Consider the following 17,336-nt stretch of genomic DNA (forward strand, 5'->3'; position numbering starts at 1 on the left):
TTCATGTTCAAATTTGACCACTACCCGCGGGCGAGGGGAGGCCTCCGCCGGGTCGCCCGCTCGCCGCGGGCGCCGCCGGCGGCGGGTCGCCGCGCTTCATTGGAGCGCGATCGTCGCCGCCACCTTGTCCTCGATTCCGGCCCAGGACACCGGCCGATTCATCGTCGAGTAGGCCTGGAGGACCACCTCCCGGCCCCCGAGCACGACGATGTAGCTCACCATCTGCACCCCGTTCTTGAGCTCGTTCCTGACGCTCACCGCGGGTCGCCCGCCCAGATCGACGCGCTCCGCCGGGCCCTTCTTGACGGTGTTCGCCGGCCGGTGCTCGTCGAGCGTCTTGCGCTCCTGCTCGAGGAGCGCGTCGACCTGATCGGGCGGCACCTCGCCGTCCAGCGGGAAGACGGCGATCTGGAAGACGACCGGCGTCTGGGGCAGCCGCCCGTACGTGTGGAAGGGGATGCCGTTCAGGTCCTCCACGGCCGTGACCTTCGCGAGCGTCTCCGGCAGGTCGAGCGCGACGCCCGTGTCCGCGACCGCGACGCGCGTCAGCGCCGGCGGCGCGCCGAGCGCCCACGGGCGGCCGGCGACGAGCGCCACCGCCACGGACGCCGCCATCGCCGCGGCCGCGAGGGCGGCCGCCGCCGTGAGGAGGGGGCGCGGCCTCGGCTCCGCGTCCGCCGCGCGCGCGCGCTGCTCGACCGGCAGGAGGCCGCGGGGCAGCACCGTGACGACGAGCGCGAAGCCGACGACGCCGCCGCCGAGGTGCGCGAGCAGGTCGACGCCGGGCTGGAAGCTGTAGACGAGGTTCAGCCCCAGCGGCCACCACGCGCGGCTGCGCATCTGCGCGATCATCGCCGGGGGCAGGAGCCCGTGGGGCCGCAGCGCGACGCCGATGCCCGCCATCATGAGGCCCCAGATCGCGCCCGACGCGCCGACGCTCCACCGCTCCTCCAGCATCGCGCTCGCGACCGACCCGCCCAGCGCCGACGCCGCGTAGAGCAGGAGAAACCGCCGCGGGCCGAGGAGCGCCTCGAGCATCGGGCCGAACGACCAGAGCGCCAGCATGTTGACGAACAGGTGGATCGGGTCGGCGTGCAGGAAGGCCGACGCGAGGAGCCGGTAGAGCTCGCCGCGGCGCACCGCCTCGCCGCTGTTCGCGCCCATGCGCCAGAGCGCCGCCTCGTGGGTGCCCGAGCCGAAGAGGTAGCTCACGGCGAGGAGCGCGGCGCACGCGATCACGAGCGTCGTCGTGACGCTGCGGCTGCCCGTCAGCCTGTCGACGATCGCGCGCTCCTGCTGCGCCAGCGCCTGCCCCTCCTCGAGCGCCCGGGCGATCCCGTCGGGGCCGAGCGGGCCCACCTCGGCGAGGCGCCCGTGGGCCTCATCGAGGGCCGGCAGGGCGGGCCCCTTCACGCGCGCGAGCGCGCCCGCCGCGTCGAGGTGGTGGAAGCCCATCCGCACGGGCTGCACGAGCGGCGCCGCCTTGGCGAGCGCGGCCCGGCCGGCGGCGGCGCCGCCGCCCACCACGACGAAGTGCGCGGGCGGCCCGCCGGGGCGCACCGCCTTCACCAGGGGCTCGATCCGGGCGCGGATCTCGTCGGCCGAGGCGTCGTCGGCCGCCCTGACGAGCAGGAGCCGGACGGGCGCCGCCCCGGCGACGAGCTCCGCCACGTCCGCGTCGCAGCGGAGGAGCACGAAGGCGTCCGGCCCGCGGAGCAGCGCCGCGAGCAGGCGGTCGCGCCGATCCACCGTCTCATCCCCGAACGCGCGGTCCATGCTCGGCTGCTCCACCACGCTGTCTCCTCCTCCTGCGATCGATCGCGCGGAGAGCGTAGCGGAAAGGCGGCGCGCGCTGGGTCGCGAAGCGCGCCCGGCGCGCGGCTCCTCGCGCCCTAAGCCGCCGCGCCCGGGCTCACCGCAGGGAGGTCGACGCCGCCCGCGCCCCGCGCGCCGCCGCCTCGCGGCGGAGCGCCTCGGTGACGTCCGGCAGCTCCCTGAGCCAGTCGAGCCGCGGGCGGTTGCGCATGAGCCAGGCGAAGGCGTCCTTCATGGCGCTGAACACCTCGTAACGGAGCCGCGTGCGGCTCAGCAGGATGAACTCGATGGCCACGTTGCGCATCAGCGACGCCCGGAAGCCGTGGTCTTCGAACACCAGCGCGGCGCACATCCCGTGGGCCGCGAGCTCCCTCGAGAGCTCCGCCAGCGAGCTCCGGACCTCCGTCCCCGCCGGGATGGTGTGCTCCTCGAGGATGACCAGCGTCGCCTGGAGCTGGCCGCCGTGCTCGCGCAGGACGCGGCGGACCCCGCGCACCGCCGCTTCGGTGGTGCGCTCGCGCCAGATCTGGAAGAGGATGCCGTTCCAGGTGGCGATGCAGTGATCGCCGTCCAGCGCGTGGACGAGCGGCCGTTCCGTCCCGCCGCCGCCCCGGACGCGCGGCATCGCGGCGCTGCCGGGCGGCCGGACCTCGACAGGCGTCGGCGGCGGGACGGAGCTCGCGCTCCTCGGCCGCTGCGCGTCCGCCCGCGGCGCCTCCAGGCGCGGCGCTCCCGCGGCGCGGGGCTCGCCGGGCGCCGCCGCGGGGGCCTCGCCGCCGCCGCGGCGATCGCCCGTCGCCTCGCCTTCGGCCGCCTCCATGGTCCGCTCGTCGCGGTCCCGGAGGCCGGGGAACGTGATCGTGCTGCCGTACGCGTCGACTGGCGCGGGCCTCTCCTCGGCGCCGACGTCGGCGGCGGACGCGGCCGGCGGCGACGACGACCCGCGGCGCCGCGCCTCCGCGGCGAGGGACGCCGCGGCCCCCGCCGGCGCCTCGAGCGCGGCGGCGTCGAGGAGGCGCTCGAGGGCGGGCCACATGGAGGCGGCGCTCGTGAACCGGGCGAACGGGTCGCGCTCGACGCAGCGAGAAAACCATACGTCGAACCCGGCGGGGAGGGTCGGCAGCCCGAGCTCGGCCGCGCGCCGGCTCGCGGCGGGGATGGGCTCGATCAGGACCTCGCGCAGCAGCGCCGGGAGCTCTCGGCCCCGCCAGAAGAGCTGGCCGGCGAGCGCGAAGAACGCGACGAGCCCGTACGCCCAGACGTCGCTCTGGGGGAGCGCCGCGTAGCTCACGTGGGCCTGCTCGGGGGCCATCCAGAGCGGCGTGCCCAGGGCGCCCGTCGTCGAGGTGCGCGCGTCGGCGATGACCTTGGCGATGCCGAAGTCGAGGAGCTTGACCCGCGGCGCGGCGCCGCCCTCGGCCTCTTCGAGGAAGACGTTCTCGGGCTTGAGATCGCGGTGGACGATGCCCGCGTCGTGCGCGGCCTCGAGCGCGCGCCCGAGCTGCTCGAGGACGCGGCGCGCCTCGGCGACCGGGAGCGGGCCGCTCCGCTCGACGCGCGCCGAGAGGGTCTCGCCGTGGAGCAGCTCCATCGCGAGGTAGGGCAGGCCCGACGCCGCGTCGACGCCGGCGATGAGCACCTCGACGATGTGCGGCGACCCGATGAGCCCAGGCGCCCGCGCCTCCCGCTCGAAGCGGCGGCGCTCCTCGGGGTCGGTGGCGCGCACCGGGTGCATGACCTTCACGGCGCGCTCGCGCGCGGTGCTGTGCTGGCGGCACAGATACACGCTGCCCATGCCGCCCGAGCCGAGGGGGCGCACCACCTCGAAATCGCCGCCGATGAGGGTGCCAGCGTGCAGGCCGTAGGGTGAATCCATGGCGCGGGCCGAAGTGATGGCCTAGCGGACCGCTCCGGGTCTGTCACGCGAGGCCAGGCCGATTCAACCTCGTCGGCCGCTGGTCTCGCGCGAGCGACGGCGAGCGTGCCTGTGATCTTGCAGTGGTGTTGTTCGGATTCAATCGGGTCGCACGGGCGCGCGGCGCGCAGGTCCGCGCCCTGCTCGAACCGTGCTCCGCCATTGCCGTGCGCGGACGAGAGGGCGCGTGGATCGCGCGCGCCCGGCGGCGTCAGGCGATCTCGGCGACGACCGCGTGGTGGTCGGACGCGGCGCCGACGTCGATGACGTCGGCGAGCGCGAGCCGGCCGGAGAGCCGCGGTGAGAGCAGCACGTAGTCGGTCCGCGTCTCGACCTGCGCGCCGGCGCGGCCGCGCAGCGCGGTGGCCCAGCGCGGGGAGCGCGGCCGGAGGCGCAGCGCGTCGGTCCAGCCGAACGCCTCGAGGGTGTCCATCGTGTCGAATCGCGGCGGGCTCCCGTACTTCTCGATGCCCGCGGCCGCGAGGCGCGCGTCGAGGTCTGCGGGGTAGGGGTCGCGGCGCGAGATCGCGTTGAGGTCGCCGGCGAGCGCCCAGAGGCCCGCGGCGAACCGGGCGGGCGGCACGAGGGAGAGCAGCCAGCGCGCCTCGGCGAGCCGGCGGTCCTCGCTGCCGGCGTTGAGGTGGGTGCCGAGCACGAGCAGCGGCTCGCCGGCGAGGTCGAGCTCGAGCTCGACGAGGCAGTGGGCCAGCACCTCGGGCGCGTGCACGCGCGCCTTCACGAGCGGCGCCCGGCTGACGACGGCCACGTGGTTCCGCCGGCCGCTCGGCCGCGGGTTGGCGCTCCCGAGCACGGCGTGCCGCTCGCCCGGGGGCGCGCCGACCGCCTCGGCGACGGCCCGGAGCCGGGCGCCGTCCTCCCAGCCGACGCACTCCTGGAGGACGAGCAGGTCCGGGCGCGCGGCGGCGACGATCGTGAGGATCGCCTCGAAGCGATCCTCGCCGCCGGAGAGGATGTTGAAGGTCATGATCTTCACGGTGGGATCAGGCTAGCTCGTCCGAGCAGAGCAGCTCCAGCGCGTGCTGAATCCGGTGGACGCGGCGCCGGCGACAGCGCACGAATCCGGCACGGCCGGGCGCGGGGCCGGGCCTCGACGTGCAGGATTCATGGATAGGACGATGAGCATCGAGCAACGAGGCCTCCTGTGGGCAGCGCAGCGCGCCGCCCTCGCCATCATCGCCGGGGCGGCCGCCGCGGCGCGCGCGGGCCTTGCGGGCCGGGCTCCCTCCGCGGCCCTGGAGAGCGCCTGATGGCCGGCGAGATCCTCCCGATCCGCAGCGACTCGCCGCTCTACGTCGGCGCGCTCCGCCTGCGGTACGAGGTCTTCGTCGTCGAGCAGGCCGTGCCCGCGGACATCGAGGTCGACGAGCTCGACGAGGGCGCGCAGCATTTCGTGGTCCTGGACGGCGACGAGGTCGTCGCGACGATGCGGATCGTGCCGTACGGGGACGCCCTCAAGGTCGGCCGCGTCGCCGTCAGGAAGGATCTTCGCGGCACCGGCCTCGGGCGGCGGCTGCTCGAGGAGGCGATCCGCGTCGCCGCCGCGCAGGGCGCGCGCGCGCTGGTCTTGAACGCCCAGGTCGCCGCCGCGCCGTTCTATCGCAAGCTCGGCTTCGTCGAGGAGGGGCCGATCTTCGACGAGGCAGGCATTCCGCACACCCGGATGGTCAGGCGGATGACCTGAGCCCGCTGTGGAGTCGCGGCGGGCGCGGGCGGCGGGTAGTGCTGCACTTTGGTTCTGAGTGCTGCACTTTGACTCCGGCCTCGCCGTGACGGACTAAGTTCGGCCGGAAGTAGTGCAGCCCGCGAGCGTTGGCGCGCTCCGGGCTGCGTGGCCGAACCCCGCTCACACGAGGTCCGACGATGCAGTTGTGCCTGATCCCACCCGACGGTGGGCAAGGCGGACGTGTACCCACACGCCGCTCGTACCATCGAAGCCGATCCCTCTCCCTGACCGCCGACGAGACCCGGCGGCTCCGCGCGGCCCTGCGCGGGCTGAAGACCAGGCTGGGCAGCTGGCGTGCCATCTCCGCCGCGATGGGCGGCGTCCACGTCCGCACGCTGGCCGGCGTCGCCTGCGGTATCGGCCGAGGCTCGCCTGCGCTGGTCCTGCTGGCCGCCCGCGCCGCTGAGACGACCGTGGAGCGCCTGCTGAGCCCGCCCGTGGCGGCCGACCGGTGCCCGGTATGCGGGAGGTCCGGATGAGCCGCCCGCGGGAGGGGGCTCGCCGCCCGCCTGCCACGCGACATCCCAGGAGGCGACCGACGATGCAGGCGATCCTTGCCGAGCGCGGCGTCATCGTCGCCGTGCTTATCTCCAGCGGCGTAGCTGCGCGCGACCGCGACGACGTTGCGCAGGACGTCCTCCTCGGCGCGTCGCGCTCGGTGAAGCGCGGCATGTACCGGCCCGATCCCGGGCAGGACGCCCGCAAGGCGCTCCGCGCGTGCTGTACGGCATCGCGTGGCGCAAGACGGGACACTACCTGCACAGCGCGTGGGTACGGCGGGCGGTGCTTCACGCGCAGCCTATCGGCAGGCTCCGCGAGCCGGTCGGCATCGACCTCCACGCCCAGATCGAGGCGCGCGAGGTTCTGGAGGCGCTGGCAGACCTGCCGGACTGGCAACGCGAGGCGCTGCTCTCCATGGACGACCCGGAGAGCCTCGTTGCGTACGCCCGACGGCGCGGGATGAATCCATCGACGGCCTCGAGCCGGCTCAGGATCGCCAGGGAGGCGCTGGGCTGGCGGCTCAAGAAGTGGCGCCGATGAGCAAGCCCGCCCAGAAGTCGCCCCTCCTGACCGAGGGCGACCTGACCGTCGTCGCCGAAGGGACCCCGGCTCTCGACCCCCTCCCGACGCGCCCATAAAAGTGGGAGTGCTTGCTGGCGGCCGTACTTGACCTCCACCTGAAGGCCAAGACCAAGGCCGACCGCCGGGCCTTCCAGCAGGCGCTCGGCGCGATCCAGGGGCTGGACGCGCTGATCCGGCTGTACATGCGCGACGGCGAGTAGCCCAGCTCGAGAACCGCACGCCCGGCGAGGTGCTGCACGAGATCGCCGTGATGGCGCAGGTGACCGAAGGAGGCGACGAGGTCGTCCATCTTGTCTGTCGGGCGGAGCCCCATTCGACTAGGCCAGATCCGTATCGTCGAGTGGGGTGAGCGACAATTGACGCCCGACACATACCACGACATACGTCGTCCGTTGCGCATGGCGACTGAACGGCAAAATTCCGAGTCGCAGATAGTCGGCGGCCAGAGCGTGCCGAAGGCCTCATCCCCACGTGTCCGCGCACGTATGCAGGCACAAGCGCGCCACAACACCGCGTGTGAACTGCGGCTGCGAAGAGCGCTACATCGGCGCGGATTGCGATACCGTACCCACGTTCGCTTGCTGCCGCGAAGAGAGGCGGATATCGTTTTTGCTTCGGCCAGAGTGGTCGTTTTTGTTGATGGTTGCTTCTGGCACGGCTGCGACCTTCACAAACGCTCGTCGAACACGAATTCTGGCTGGTGGAGCAGCAAGATCGCGAGAAATCGTGCGCGCGATCGTCAAACCAACGCTGCTCTCCTTGAAGCTGGCTGGACCGTCGTTCGCATTTGGGAGCACACCGATGCAGAGCAAGCGGCGGCGGCGCTGAAGAAAATCGTGGCGCGGCGTCGCGACCAGCCACGACGGCCGTTCCTGTTCGTGCTGTAACCGGGCGACCGAGCGATCGTTTGGCACAATTTGTGCATGGGCGGCTCCGCGCGCTTGAGTTGGACGGTGCGCGGACACGCCGCCCGCTTGTGAAAGACCACCACCCTCCGTCCGCTTTGCACGGGCTATGCTCACGACAAACGAGGCCGAGCGCTCGTCGAGCTTGACAACTCGGAGCGCTGGCTACTATGGGTGTACAGACGTGCAGCCGTGATCCGGGGCATGCCTGCAAATCTGTAAATTATGAGCGCGCTCCCTACAGTGATTTCCGTCTTCAGCGGCGCTGGAGGCCTGGATATCGGGTTGGAGCGTGCAGGCTGGCATATTGAAACCGCCTGCGACATCGACACAGCCGCTGTCGCCAGCCTGCGCGCGAGCCAAAGTGCCCGGATTCCCATCGAGGGAAGCCCGACAAGAAGATATCTCGATGGTACGCGCATCCTCGAAGCTGACGTTCGCGACCTGCGTGGCGCCGACCTTCGTCCAGCAGGAGCAAAGTCGACCTGGCGCCCCTCTCTACTCGCTGGCGGCCCGCCCTGTCAGCCATGGAGTTCTGCGGGACTGCAGCGAGGCTTCAAGGACGCCCGCGGGTTGCTTATTGCCCAGATGCTGCGCTTGGCCGATGAACTGAAACCGCGTTACGTATTGATGGAGAACGTTCGCGGACTGCTGACTGCCGTCGGTCCCAAAGGGCAACATGGCGAGGCCATCCAAATAATCCAGGCGGAGTGGGAAAACCTCGGATACGCCGTCAATTGGGCGCTGATGAACGCAGCGGATTATGGCGCTGCGCAGCGACGCGTTCGGCTCGTTATGATGGCTACGGCCGACCACCACTTGCCTAGCTTCCCGGAGCCTACGCACGACGAGGTCAGTGGATTATTCCGGAAGCCGTGGGTCTCGTTGGGCGAGTTTCTGGCTCGTCGCCCAAAACCGGATCCTGCTGACGTCGTAGTGCCGTGCGGCAAGCGTGCCGCGGAGTTGATGGCTCTGGAACCGGGGACCGGTATTCGTACGGGTGGCACTGTCGAACATCAACGCCCAGGGGGGCACTGGGGTTATCGGCAGGATAGCTTCCTTGCCGATCTTTCCTTGCCGTCTAGAACGATTCGTGCAGCTTCGACACCGGACTGGGTGAAGCCAGACGGCGAGAGCATGCGTCGGCTCACGTGGCGCGAGTGCGCAGCACTGCAGGGCTTCCCCGACGAGTGGGTGTTCGAGGGGCCCCGCGAGGCCAAATTCAGACTGAGTGGCAACGCAGTGCAAACAGACATGGCTAAGGCCCTGGGGACGACGCTTATAGAGGCTCTCAAACAGGGGCAATCCAAGATCACGCCAGAATCGCCAGAGTGGCCGGCCTATTTCAGCCGCAGAATCCGCGGTGCCGCAGCGGACCATCGTGCTAACGCGGCTTCGCGAGTCCGATATCTGGCGTTGAAAGCATCGTAATGGCGCCGGCTGCACTGGTCGCACCGCCGGTACACACGCGCGAGCAGCTCAAGGTAGCGCGTGACCTGCGAGAGGCGGCGTTCAGGGCGCGATGGCGCGCCGAGGGCGCTGACGCAGTTGTCGCTGCCTGCGAAGAGCTTCGCCCGCAAGTAGAAGCGGTGCTGAGAGCCACGAACAACTTGCGGCGCATAGACGGCGCCGTCTTTCGGAACGATCCGGACGTTTGGCAACTGCTTCGGTACGTATGTGCCCCTGTGTTGTCAGAGGAGAATTTCTGGACGCTCGTTGGTAGTCCGAAGTCCAAGACCGTGCGATCACAGTACGCCGACGATGCGGCCGAGGTGATCGCGCCAGTAGTCGATCCCGTGCGATTCCCATGGGTACGCGAAGACCGCGAACCAACAAGAATGGAAGCGTACGCGGCTGTACTTTCGACCGTAGTTCTGCTCGCAGCTCAGCGCGTTGGGACGGGGGCTCGTGGAGATGTTTCCAAGCGACAGGAAGCCGCTGTCGCGTCGGTCCTTGCTGCGGCAGGATACTTCCGCGACTTGTCAAGCGCTCGCATTGCTTTCATCGACGATCTGCCCCGCGGTTCCTACAGCCCAGAGCGGCGACTCGGCAGCGCGAAATGTGACGTGCCTGTGCGTCTTCGTGATGGCCGTTTACTCGCTATAGAGTGCAAGGTGTCCATCGGGCCAAAGAATGGGTGGAAGCGGCTGAATCGCGAGACCGGTGGAAAAGCTGAAACCTGGCGCGCGCACTTCGGCGCTGGCCAGGTCATCACCGCCGTCGTGCTAGACGGCGTATTTGATTTGGGCTGCTTGGTCCAAGCGCAAGACAGGCAAGGGGTAACGATTTTCTGGGAGCACGATTTGGATGCACTGTCGCGCTTCCTGGTCGCCGTCGGCTGAAGGTAACATGTTGTGAGACAAGTGCGTGAAGCATGCCACCGCACCCAGTGCGTCGAATTGTGAGTTGCATAAACAAGCTGTACGTGCAGGGTTCGCGCGACTATATCGGGTCCGCTGAACAAGCTCAACTGCACCATACTGCGCGGCACCTGCGCGGGCGGCGGCAGGGGGGCGCCGGCGGCGTAGCGGGAGTCGACGGCGCAGAGCCACCAGAGACGGAGCCAGGCATGACCGCCCGGGACGTTGCATACCCGTACGCTGCCACGTGACCGCTGATTGACGCCGAACCCCGGTTGCCTCCAGGTGGGCGCGCCTGCTGGGACGAAAAATCGTCGCATCTGCAGGTATTACCGAGGAGTTAGGCATGAAGCGATTGTTCGCTCTCATCTTTGTGATAGCTGGCTGCGTGGCAGAGAGTGCGTCGATAGGTGGCGACTCGACCGATGGTCTAGTCGGTTTCGTACAGCAAGAATCACTGTTCTGCAAATCAGATTGCCCTCTCCCCACGTGGAATGGGATTGCGGTAAGCTGCCCAGATTCGGTGGTGACGTGTTCGGCCCATCCTGGATACGTAGTCTGCGATGGGCAAGTTGCCGCGTGCGCAGCTCCTGGCCCTGGCTGTATCATTGATGGCACTTGGTACCCAGACGGCTGGGTGAGCCGAAGCAGAGCCTGCTCCAAGTGCGACGCATCATTGAGCACGACGAGATGGTCGTTTGCTTACGATGGCATCGTCGAGGACAGGCGGGCTTACTGCAAGCCTACCATAAAACCATATCCGGAGGGATCTCAGACGTGCGTGCATTCTTCTTATGGTCTGGACGGAATGGCTTGCTTGAATAGCGATCAGTGTAGGCGCTTCTCCTGCAGCGATCTGCCGTAGCCCGCTCCAGACCGTCCGACGGTCACAGAGCCATCGGTGATGAGACGCACCGCGCTCATCAGCCCCGCTGGAGCACAATGTAGCCTTGCCGCTATGACACCAGCTGTCCTAGCGCCCCCTCTTTCGCGCCATTCCGAGCGGTTTTTCTCGGCAAAATCGCTATAATCGGAGGACCTTAGACGAAAACGCCCGCCTCCGATCGCGACCCAGAAGCGAGGCGGCAGAAGCCGTGCGGAGCGACCCGCCCGACGTTCTGGCAGACCGGATCGTGGGCCCTCCGCCGGAGAAAGGCAACGGTCCCGTGGCGAACGTGCTCCCGGCGGAGAAGCGCGTGCGCGTTCTGGCTGCCCTGCTGGATGGCAACAGCATCCGCGCGTCGAGCGCATGATCGAGGTCAACCACCGCACCATCACGCGTCTCCTGCTGGCGCTGGGTGCAGGTGCGGTGCGCCTGCACGACCGCCTCGTGCGCGACGTGCAGTGCAGCCTGGTCCAGGTGGACGAGATCTGGTCCTTCGTGCAGAAGAAGCAGTCTCGCGTGACCGAGGCCGACCCGCCCGACGTGGGCGAGGCGTACACCTTCGTGGCCGTCGATGCGACGAGCCGCATGGTCATCTCCTGGCGTGTCGGCAAGCGCGACCAGGCGACGACGGACGCCTTCATCGCTGACCTGCGGGCCCGCATGATGGTCATGCCGCAGCTGACCAGCGACGGGTTCGTTCCGTACACCCCCGCCGTCGGCGCGTTCTTTGGGACGAGCATCGACTACATGGAGACGGTGAAGAACTACCACTCCGGCAGCCGTGGCCGGCGCGACGACCACCGGTACGAGCCGCCGCGCGACCCGTTCATCACGAAGTCCGTGGTCTACGGCGCGCCCGACCCGGCCAAGGCATCGACGGCCTACGTCGAGCGCCTGAACGGCTCCACGCGCCACACCAACGGGCGGATGCGGCGGCTGTGCCTGGCCTTCTCGAAGAAGGCCGACCACCACCGCGCTGCCGTGGCGCTCAACTACGTGGCCTACAACCTGTGCCGCGTCGTGCGCACTCTGCGCGTCACGCCCGCCATGCAGGCCGGCATCACCGAGCACGTGTGGGACGCTGGACGAACTCCTGAAGACGCTCCTGGCCGAGGAGGAGGCCGCCGCCCCCGAGGGGAAGCCGCTCACTCATCGCTAGCCCTCCGCGCCTGCGAGGCCGCTCCCGAACAACCGGGGCTTCCTGCGCCTCGTGACCGAGCCGACGCCCGCGTTGAAGCGCTCGTCGCGCCGTTCCGAGCCTCCTCCGCCTGCGCCGGTCCCGCCGGTCCAGGCCGTTCCTCCGCCTCCTTCCGAGCCGCCTCGCAGCCCGGTCCAGCTGTCCCTGTTCGATCCCCCGGAGGGGTCGTGAGTGCTGCACTTCGCTTGCGCAAGGTGCTGCACTTTGAGCACGGGTGCTGCACTTTGGGACAAAGTGCAGCACCACCCGCCCGTCCGCGGCAGCTCGCGCGATCCTTGACATCGACGCCGACATGCTGGCAAGGCTTGTGTCGCTGCGCGGCCGCGCGGGCGAGGGGCGGGGCGCTCCCGGGCGCCGCGCTCGAAAGGAACGGGTGACCCGATGACTGTGCAGCGGATCCTCCTCGCCGGCGCCACGGGCGCGGTCGGCTCCGAGCTCTTGCGCTTGCTCCGCGGCCAGGGTCACTTCGTGCGCACGCTCTCTCGCGCCGAGGGCAACGCCGCGGGCCTCCGCGGTCTCGCCTCGGAGGTCGTCGTCGCCGACGCGGCGGAGCCCGGGGCCGTGACCGGCGCGCTCGATGGCGTCGATACGGTCGTGTCGTGTCTCGGCGCGAATGTCTCGATGACGCTGCGCGAGCGCAGGAGCTATTACGACGTCGACGTGGTGGCGAACACGCACCTGCTCGAGGCGGCGAAGCGGGCCGGGGTGAAGCGCTTCGTCTACCTCTCCGCGCACCCTGGCCCCGGCTATGCCCACACCCGCTATCTGGCCGCCCATCTCCAGATGGAGGAGCGCATTCGCGCCTCCGGCCTCTCGTTCTCGTTCGTGCGCCCGACCGGCATCTACTCCGCGTTGAACGACATGATCGCGATGGCCCGCGCCGGCGTCGGCACGGTGCCCGGCGACGGCCTCGCGAGGACCAACCCGGTGCACCCCGCGGACGTCGCCGAGGCGCTCGCCGAGGTGCTCGCCGGGGGGCCTGACGTGGTGCCCGTGGGCGGGCCCGACGTCATGACGCGCGACGAGGTGATGCGCCTGGCGTTCGACGCGGTCGGCAAGAAGGGGCTCATCGTGCACGTCCCCGCGGGGGTGCTCCGGTCCACGAGCGTGCTGCTCGAGGGCATCCATCCGCGGCTGTCGGATCTGCTGGAGTTCGCGGCGGCCGTCATGACGTCCGACTCGGTCGCGCCCGCGCGCGGCACACGGCCGCTGCGCGCCTGGTTCGAGGCGCTCGCAGGCGGGAGCTAGCCGAGAGATCGTCGACGCGCGCTCGGCCCGGCGCTCTCCTCGATCGTCACGAAGTTCAGCGCGTAGAGCTTCTGCAGCGCTCGGCAGCAATCTCGCTCGGCGGCGGCCCGCGCGGCGGGATCGGCCTCGGGTCCGAGGATCTCCGCGAGGATCTCCCGGGTGGGCCTTCCGCCGCCGGCGCGGGTCAGGAACGACTTGATCAACCGCCCGACGCGCGCCTTCTGGACGCGATCGGCCACCGCGATCCTCCCGAACAGGATCAGCGTCGGCGCGGGCTCCGGATCGAGCGGCGCCTTGCCATCGACGAGCGCCTGGATGAACGGCAAGACGTCGCACGAGAGCTCGTGCAGCTCGACGTGCCGGCCCGCGCGCACGGCGCCGTCGAGCAGCTCCTCGTCGGTGACGCTCGGCCTCGACGCGTTCCGCGACCTGAAATCGTCCGCGCTCGCGGCGCTCGCGGCGTCGGACCACAGCATGAACTCGGCGCGCTCGCAGCGCATCACGTCGGTGAGGTAGGGGATATCGAGCTCCCCTCGGTCGAGCTGCCGCTCGACGATCTCGGCGAACCAGAGGGCGTCGCGAAACGCGCGAATCAGCCTTTCGGACTTGATCGGGCGGTGGGTCGCGATGAGGCTCCGCTGCACCTTCGACAACGCCTTGCGGCGCCGGAGCAGCGCGAACGTGGCGGGGAAGTACGTCTCGACGAGGAAGAAGCGCTTGACGCTCAGCGAACCCGCGATCCAGCGCAGCCGGTCCTTGTCGAGGGACTGGAGCGCGGACAGCTGTCCGGGGCTCAGCGCGCTCTCCTCGGCGAAGCGCGCCGGGTCGTCGTAAAACCGCTCGAACGCCTCGGGATCGGTGAGCAGCCGCGCGAACGCCGTCTGAAACGCCGATTGGTCCGTATCCATCGCCCGCCCCTCTGTCACGTCATTCATGGCACGATCCATCGTCCACCCAGCGGCTGCGCGAGCCTCGCCTCACGCCCAGACGGCCCTCGCGTGCTCGACCTCTTCCAGGATCTCGTCGAATTTCTCCGGCGGATTCGCGTCGCGCTCGATGAGGATGCCGCGCACGGGCGCTCTCCGGCAGAGATAGTCGAGCAGGTCCCAGACCTCGGGGTGCCTGTCGACCGGGTGGCTGTGCGTGTCGATCCACATCCCCTCTTCGTAAGCTCCGCCGGCAAGGTGGACTTGCACGACGCGCTCGAGCGGGATGCGGTCGATGAACTCATACGGATCATAGTGGAGGTTCTGGGCGTTGATGTACAGGTTCGTGAGATCGAGCAAGATGCCGCAATCGGCGTCGTTCACGACCTTGCTGATGAAATCCGCCTCTGTCATGGTGCCCCCGGGGATCGCCAGGTAATAGGCGATGTTCTCGAGGAGCAACGGGACCCCGAGCATGTCCTGGAACTGCCGTGCCTTGGCCGCGCAGCGCGCCGCGGCGGGCTCGGAGAACGCGATCGGCGTGAGCTGGCCGAGCTCGATCTGGGAGACCTGCGTGAAGCAGAGGTGATCGCTGTACCAGGGGGCGCGGACCGCCTTCGCGAGGCGCGCGACGTCGCGGCAGTAATCCACGTCGAGCGGCGCGTCGGTGCCGATGGAGAGCTCGAGGCCATGGGGCGCTATGGGGAGACGCTGGCTCAGCTCGACGGCGCGCGCGACCCGCCCCTCTGTCCGGTCGATGTAGTGGTCCGCGCAGATCTCGATCCAGTCGATACGATCGCGGTGTTCTTTGAGCCCGCGCACGAACCAGGGCCGGTAGGCGAGCCCAACGCCGATGCGCGGCAGGTCGAATCTCGGCTTCGCACTCATGAGCAGATCCTCGCGCGCAGGGAAAAGGAGGCGCCCAGGCAGCGCAGCGAGCGCTGCCTGGGCGCCGGCGGCAGGGGGCGCGCCTCCCTGCCGCTCATGTCACTCGTCGCTCACGCGGCCGTAGCAGCAACGACAACACAACGAGACCTCCCTCACCTCCAGCTCGGTGGGGTCGTCAGGTGTGATCATCTCGAGATCGAATCCGCTGGTGTCTGTGTTCATCTCATTCTCTCCTTCGTTCGACGCAGGTCGTCCTGCTCGGTCACGGACAGGTCGGAAGGCGCCTCGTGCGGACTGAGGCCCGCCGCTTCACCCCTACCGACGTTCCGCCCGCGCAGAAGCCCAATCAAGCGCCGTGCCGCTGGAGGAGCGGCGTGCCAGGCGTGCATGCAGGGCCGCGAGGATCGGCCCGGCGCCGTGGCTCACGCACGGCGATGGCGGCGGTGAAACGGCCGGGGAACCGCTTGGATCGGCGGGGCTCACCGCTGGACGTCGCGGGAGAGCCAGGGGCGGAGGTGACGGGCCGCCGTGACCAGCTCGCCCGTTCGAGCCCCGCCGAGGAGGGCAACGTCTTGCTCGGGAATGCAAAGTCCCGCAGGTGAGGGCAGAGCCTTGCCGAGGGAGGCTCGCCGAGCGTGGTCGCCGCGGTGACCTCGGAGAGGCGCGCGCGTGCGGCAGCCGCCCCCGTGCCGCGCGAGCGCCGAGCGCGGCCGCTGCTGCCGGGAGCGCCACCGCGCCGCGGGAACAGAGCGCCGTACGCCATCGGCGCTCGGGGTCAGCCGCGCGTGACGGGCGAGCTCGGCAGATCCCTCCGCAGACCCGCAGGCGGCTGGTTCACGGCCCGTGGCGAGGGCGCTGCTCGGCTCGCCACGGCCGAGCGCCACGCATCCTGCCCGCGCCCCGGGCCGCCAACGTCCATGACGCAGCCTCATCCAACGCCTACACTGGCGCGGTGGGCCGGTTCCGCGCGTACGCGGGGACGGGCGGTGCCCCATGAAAAAGCAGAGAATCGAGGAGCAGAGCTGGCTTTACGTCGACTACCGCGGCGTCATGCGGAGCTACGAGCTCGGCAAGGGCCTGATGCTCTACGTCTGTCGCGATCTCCAGATCGGAGAGTTTGCGCCCCACGTCATCGAGGACGGCGAGCGGCAGATCCGGCAATTCCAGCGGTGCATCTACATGGTGGACGCGCTCGAGTCGCCCAGGATGGACACCGATTTTCGCGACCAGATGACCGAGTGGCTGAAGAAGAACTGCCCGCGCGCCGAGGCCCACCTGCTGATCCGGTCCAGGCTCTTGCAGATGGCCGTCAACGTCGCAAACCTCCTCATCGGCGCGACGATGACGCACGCCTATTCCGATGTCGCGGCCTGGGAGGGCGTGGGCCGGCGCACGATACCGTGGTTCAGGCGCCGGCCGCTCGCGCTCCCCCACGACGTGGGCGGGCCCCGTGCGTCGTCCTGAGCTGCCCGCTCACCCCTTGTGCCGCACGCCCTTCGATCTGCGGTACTCCTCGAGCGCCTCGCGGCCCTCCTTACCGTTCCGCTCGAGCGTCTTCAGCCAGTCGTCGCGGTATTCCCGCATCGCCTCGGCCACGGCCTCGGCGACGACGAGGTTCCTGTACCACTTCGCGTCGGCCGGGACGACGCACCAGGGCGCGTACCGCGAGGAGCAGCGCCGGAAGACGTCCTCGTAGGCCTCCGTGTACTCGTCCCAGACCTCCCGCTCCTTCCAGTCGTTCACGTTGAGCTTCCAGGCGGTCGAGGGGTTCTCCTCGCGCTCCAGGAGCCGCTTTTCCTGCTCCTTCTTGCTGATGTGCAAGAAGAACTTGATCACGATGGTCCCGTGCTCGGCGAGCAGCTCCTCGAAATCGTTGATGTGGTCGTAGCGCTCGCCCCACAGCGACTTGGGCGCCAGGTCGTGCACGCGCACGACGAGCACGTCCTCGTAATGAGAGCGGTTGAAGATGGCGAACTCCCCCGCGCGGGGCGCGTGCCGGTGAATCCGCCACAGGAAATCGTGCTCCCGCTCCTCCTTCGTCGGCACGCCGAACGAGCTCACGCTCACGCCGCGCGGGTTCAGCGCGCCGACGACGTTCTTGATCGCGCCGTCCTTGCCGGCCGCGTCGCGGCCCTGGAGCACGATGAGCACGCTGTGCGTCCGCGCGCCCCACATGAGCTCCTGGAGCTCGAGCAGCTCCTTGCCGAGCTCGTGGAGCCGCTCGGCCGCCTCCTGCTTCGTCGCGTCGCGGGGCGGGTCCGTCGAGACGTCCTCGAGGCGAAACTTCGAATCGGGCTTCGTGAGTCGCGTGATGGGCATGCCCGCGAGCCTACACGATCCGGCCCGGGCGCCTCCCCTGGAGCGACGC

The 17,336-nt window shown here is 69.6% G+C and carries 16 protein-coding genes and 1 pseudogene; 10 read left to right on the forward strand and 7 right to left on the reverse strand.

The window, feature by feature from the left end; translation table 11 throughout:
* Window positions 1-96: 96 nt before the first annotated feature.
* The 3 genes from WMF26_RS09265 to WMF26_RS09275 form a co-directional block, all read right to left on the reverse strand.
* Window positions 97-1,776 carry a rhomboid family intramembrane serine protease gene (locus WMF26_RS09265; protein ID WP_438000016.1) on the reverse strand — a complete coding sequence of 560 codons (1,680 nt, stop codon included), beginning with the start codon at window positions 1,774-1,776 and terminating at the stop codon, window positions 97-99.
* Window positions 1,777-1,912: 136 nt separating this feature from the next.
* Window positions 1,913-3,691 (reverse strand): serine/threonine-protein kinase, encoded by a 1,779-nt coding sequence (locus tag WMF26_RS09270; RefSeq protein ID WP_438000017.1) that lies wholly within the window; start codon window positions 3,689-3,691, stop codon window positions 1,913-1,915.
* Window positions 3,692-3,941: 250 nt separating this feature from the next.
* The gene (locus tag WMF26_RS09275) at window positions 3,942-4,715 is read right to left on the reverse strand and encodes an endonuclease/exonuclease/phosphatase family protein (RefSeq protein WP_438002393.1); all 774 of its coding nucleotides are present in this window, start codon (window positions 4,713-4,715) and stop codon (window positions 3,942-3,944) included.
* Window positions 4,716-4,866: 151 nt separating this feature from the next.
* Here WMF26_RS09275 and WMF26_RS09280 point away from each other — a divergent pair, with 151 nt between their 5' ends.
* The 9 genes and pseudogenes from WMF26_RS09280 (at window position 4,867) to WMF26_RS09320 (ending at window position 13,154) form a co-directional block, all read left to right on the forward strand.
* Window positions 4,867-4,998, forward strand: a complete 132-nt coding sequence (locus tag WMF26_RS09280) for a hypothetical protein (protein ID WP_438000018.1) — start codon at window positions 4,867-4,869, stop codon at window positions 4,996-4,998.
* Window positions 4,998-5,432 (forward strand): GNAT family N-acetyltransferase, encoded by a 435-nt coding sequence (locus tag WMF26_RS09285; protein WP_061622845.1) that lies wholly within the window; start codon window positions 4,998-5,000, stop codon window positions 5,430-5,432. The genes WMF26_RS09280 and WMF26_RS09285 overlap by 1 nt, the downstream gene beginning before the upstream one ends.
* A 759-nt stretch (window positions 5,433-6,191) precedes the next feature.
* The gene (locus WMF26_RS09290; RefSeq protein ID WP_438000019.1) at window positions 6,192-6,515 is read left to right on the forward strand and encodes a hypothetical protein; all 324 of its coding nucleotides are present in this window, start codon (window positions 6,192-6,194) and stop codon (window positions 6,513-6,515) included.
* Window positions 6,516-6,625: 110 nt separating this feature from the next.
* Window positions 6,626-6,757, forward strand: a complete 132-nt coding sequence (locus WMF26_RS09295) for a hypothetical protein (protein WP_438000020.1) — start codon at window positions 6,626-6,628, stop codon at window positions 6,755-6,757.
* Window positions 6,758-6,955: 198 nt separating this feature from the next.
* The gene (gene vsr / locus WMF26_RS09300) at window positions 6,956-7,444 is read left to right on the forward strand and encodes a DNA mismatch endonuclease Vsr (protein ID WP_438000021.1); all 489 of its coding nucleotides are present in this window, start codon (window positions 6,956-6,958) and stop codon (window positions 7,442-7,444) included.
* Window positions 7,445-7,705: 261 nt separating this feature from the next.
* Window positions 7,706-8,893: a DNA cytosine methyltransferase gene (locus WMF26_RS09305; protein WP_438000022.1), complete on the forward strand. Its 1,188-nt coding sequence runs from the start codon at window positions 7,706-7,708 to the stop codon at window positions 8,891-8,893.
* Window positions 8,893-9,804 carry a XamI family restriction endonuclease gene (locus tag WMF26_RS09310; RefSeq protein WP_438000023.1) on the forward strand — a complete coding sequence of 304 codons (912 nt, stop codon included), beginning with the start codon at window positions 8,893-8,895 and terminating at the stop codon, window positions 9,802-9,804. The genes WMF26_RS09305 and WMF26_RS09310 overlap by 1 nt, the downstream gene beginning before the upstream one ends.
* A 1,184-nt stretch (window positions 9,805-10,988) precedes the next feature.
* A pseudogene (locus WMF26_RS09315) lies at window positions 10,989-12,077 on the forward strand (transposase).
* A 210-nt stretch (window positions 12,078-12,287) separates the two neighbouring features.
* Entirely contained in the window at window positions 12,288-13,154 is an 867-nt protein-coding gene (locus WMF26_RS09320; RefSeq protein WP_438000024.1) for an SDR family oxidoreductase, read from the forward strand.
* Here WMF26_RS09320 and WMF26_RS09325 read toward each other — a convergent pair.
* The 3 genes from WMF26_RS09325 to WMF26_RS09335 form a co-directional block, all read right to left on the reverse strand.
* Window positions 13,151-14,089, reverse strand: a complete 939-nt coding sequence (locus WMF26_RS09325) for a hypothetical protein (RefSeq protein ID WP_438000025.1) — start codon at window positions 14,087-14,089, stop codon at window positions 13,151-13,153. The genes WMF26_RS09320 and WMF26_RS09325 overlap by 4 nt on opposite strands.
* Window positions 14,090-14,131: 42 nt before the next feature.
* Window positions 14,132-14,968 (reverse strand): DUF692 domain-containing protein, encoded by an 837-nt coding sequence (locus WMF26_RS09330; RefSeq protein WP_438000026.1) that lies wholly within the window; start codon window positions 14,966-14,968, stop codon window positions 14,132-14,134.
* A gap of 99 nt (window positions 14,969-15,067) precedes the next feature.
* Window positions 15,068-15,190 (reverse strand): hypothetical protein, encoded by a 123-nt coding sequence (locus WMF26_RS09335; protein WP_437336817.1) that lies wholly within the window; start codon window positions 15,188-15,190, stop codon window positions 15,068-15,070.
* Window positions 15,191-15,961: 771 nt separating this feature from the next.
* Between WMF26_RS09335 and WMF26_RS09340 the strand changes: the two genes are divergently transcribed.
* Window positions 15,962-16,432 (forward strand): hypothetical protein, encoded by a 471-nt coding sequence (locus tag WMF26_RS09340; protein WP_438000027.1) that lies wholly within the window; start codon window positions 15,962-15,964, stop codon window positions 16,430-16,432.
* Window positions 16,433-16,441: 9 nt separating this feature from the next.
* Here WMF26_RS09340 and WMF26_RS09345 read toward each other — a convergent pair whose 3' ends face one another.
* On the reverse strand, window positions 16,442-17,287 hold the full coding sequence (locus tag WMF26_RS09345; protein WP_438000028.1) for a PPK2 family polyphosphate kinase: 846 nt from the start codon (window positions 17,285-17,287) through the stop codon (window positions 16,442-16,444).
* Window positions 17,288-17,336: the final 49 nt, after the last annotated feature.

This window comes from Sorangium sp. So ce185 (genome assembly GCF_051526825.1).
In the GTDB taxonomy this organism is placed as follows: domain Bacteria; phylum Myxococcota_A; class Polyangia; order Polyangiales; family Polyangiaceae; genus Sorangium; species Sorangium cellulosum_D.